Below are 2,419 nucleotides of genomic sequence, written 5' to 3'. Positions count from 1 at the left end.
AGTACATCAAGTACTACAACCAAGAGCGAATCAGATTGAAATTGAAGGGGCTAAGCCCGGTAAAGTACCGGGAACAGGCCCAAGCAGCCGCCTGACCCCACCGTCCAAGTCTCGGGGGTCACTTCACGGACGGGTTTACGGCGTCTCCCGCCACCGGACCCGCCCCGCCATCCCTCAGTAAGCCAGCTTCTGCTGTTGCTTCGGCTTCTGCAAGTGCAGGGCGCAGCCCTGCATGAAAAACCCACCCCCCTACCAAGGTAGGGCGGCCCGCGCGCCAGCGCCGGACTATCCTCGAACCCATGACTTTGTCTGGGAGGGCTGCGTCATGAACTACGAGGAAACCTACCGTCGCTCGATCGACGAGCCGGAGGCGTTCTGGGGCGAGGAAGCCAAGCGCATCCATTGGCACAAACCGCCGCAGCAGGTGCTCGATTACAGCAACCCGCCGTTCCGGCGCTGGTTCGTCGGTGGTGAAACCAATCTCTGCTACAACGCCGTCGACCGCCACCTGGCAACGCGCGCCGACCAGCTCGCGCTGGTTGCGATTTCCACCGAAACCAACAGCACCCGCGAGATCACCTATCGCCAGCTGTATCGCGAAGTGAACGACTTCGCCGCCGTGCTCAAGCATCTCGGCGTCGGCCACGGTGACCGCGTGGTGATCTACATGCCGAACATGGCCGAAGCCGTGTTCGCGATGCTGGCCTGCGCGCGCATCGGTGCGGTGCACTCGGTGGTGTTCGGTGGCTTCGCCGCGCACAACCTGGCGCTGCGCATCGACGATGCGAAGCCGAAGTTGCTGATCGCAGCGGATGCCGGCATGCGCGGTGGCAAGCTGATTCCGTACAAGCCGATGGTCGACGCGGCCTGCGCCGAAGCGGCGTCGCCTCCGCCACACGTGCTGATCGTCTCGCGTGGGCTGGATGCCGCCGAATCCCGCGTGTCGGGTCGCGACGTGGACTACGCGGCGCTGCGTGCACAGGTTGGTGAAGTCGATGTGCCGGTGCAGTGGCTTGAAGCGAGCGAGCCGAGCTACCTGCTGTACACCTCCGGCACCACCGGCAAGCCGAAGGGCGTGCAGCGCGATGTCGGTGGTTACGCGGTGGCGATGGCGCAGTCGATGGAGACCGTGTTCGACTGCAAGCCGGGCCAGGTGATGTTCTCCACTTCCGACGTCGGCTGGGCGGTGGGCCACTCGTACAACGTGTACGGCCCGCTGATCGGTGGCTGCACCTCGTTGCTGTACGAGGGGCTGCCGACGAATCCGGACCCGGGCATCTGGTGGGCGCTGTGCGAACAGTACAACGTGCGCACCATGTTCTCCTCACCCACCGCCATCCGCGTGCTGAAGAAGCACGACGCGGACTTCATCCATCGCCACGATCTGCGCGCCCTGAAGTACCTGTTCCTGGCCGGCGAGCCGCTGGACGAACCCACCGCGCACTGGATCAGCGAAGCGCTGGGCAAGCCGATCATCGACAACTACTGGCAGACCGAAACCGGCTGGCCGGCACTGACCCTGCTGCCGGGCCTGGAGATGAAGCCGGTGCGCTTCGGTTCACCGGGCTTCCCCAATCTCGGCTATCGGATGAAGGTGATCGACGAGAACACCGGCGAGGAAGTGGCGCCGGGGCAGAAGGGCGTGCTGGTGGTGTCGCCGCCCTTGCCGCCGGGTTGCATGAGCACGGTGTGGAACGACGACAACCGATTCCTGCAGAGCTACTTCAGCCACTTCAAGGAACTGCTGTACAGCTCGCTGGACTGGGCGATCCGCGATGACGATGGCTATACCTTCATCCTCGGCCGTACCGACGATGTGATCAACGTGGCCGGGCATCGTCTGGGTACGCGCGAGATCGAGGAGGCCATCTCCAGCCACCCGCGCGTGGCCGAGGCTGCCGTGATCGGGGTCAAGGACGAGCTGAAGGGGCAGGTGCCGCTGGTGTTCGTCACCCTCAAGCAGGGGCTTGAGGGCGAGGATCCGGCGCCGGTGGTGGCCGAGATGATGGCGACGGTGACGACTTCGCTTGGTGCGGTCGCGCGCCCGGCGCATGTGCACGTGGTCAATGCGCTGCCCAAGACCCGTTCGGGCAAGCTGCTGCGGCGCTCGTTGCAGGCGTTGGCCGAGCAGCGCGACCCGGGCGACCTGTCGACGCTGGACGACCCCAGCGCGCTGGAGGAGATCCGCCGCGCGCTGGGCCGTTGATCCGGTAGCGCCGGCGGGGGGGCGGGCCCCCCCCCCCCCACAACACCCTTGCGGCCCCCGCCGCGCCCCAACCCCCGCCCCACGCCGTAAATTTGGCCCGCGAGGCCCCCCCACCACCCCGGGGTGGCCCGGGGCCACCCGGCGCCGCGGGGGGTGGCATAAATGCGGGGGGGGCGCACACACCCCCCCCCGATTCCTGCGGCAACCGGCGGG

Annotated in this window: 2 protein-coding genes; both read left to right on the top strand. The window is 66.6% G+C overall.

The window, feature by feature from the left end:
- Positions 1-95 (top strand): IS3 family transposase (locus tag WDC87_RS21760; RefSeq protein WP_188248859.1); only part of this gene is annotated, 95 nt, incomplete at its 5' end.
- Between the two features lie 230 nt (positions 96-325).
- Complete coding sequence (prpE, locus tag WDC87_RS21755; RefSeq protein ID WP_252744883.1) at positions 326-2,206, top strand: propionate--CoA ligase; 1,881 nt, start codon at positions 326-328, stop codon at positions 2,204-2,206.
- Positions 2,207-2,419 lie beyond the last annotated feature (213 nt).

This window comes from Stenotrophomonas maltophilia group sp. Smal12 (assembly GCF_037079935.1).
Lineage (GTDB): Bacteria > Pseudomonadota > Gammaproteobacteria > Xanthomonadales > Xanthomonadaceae > Stenotrophomonas > Stenotrophomonas sepilia.
Note: the sequence above shows the minus strand (reverse complement) of the source record. Positions and strands in the feature narration are given on the sequence as shown.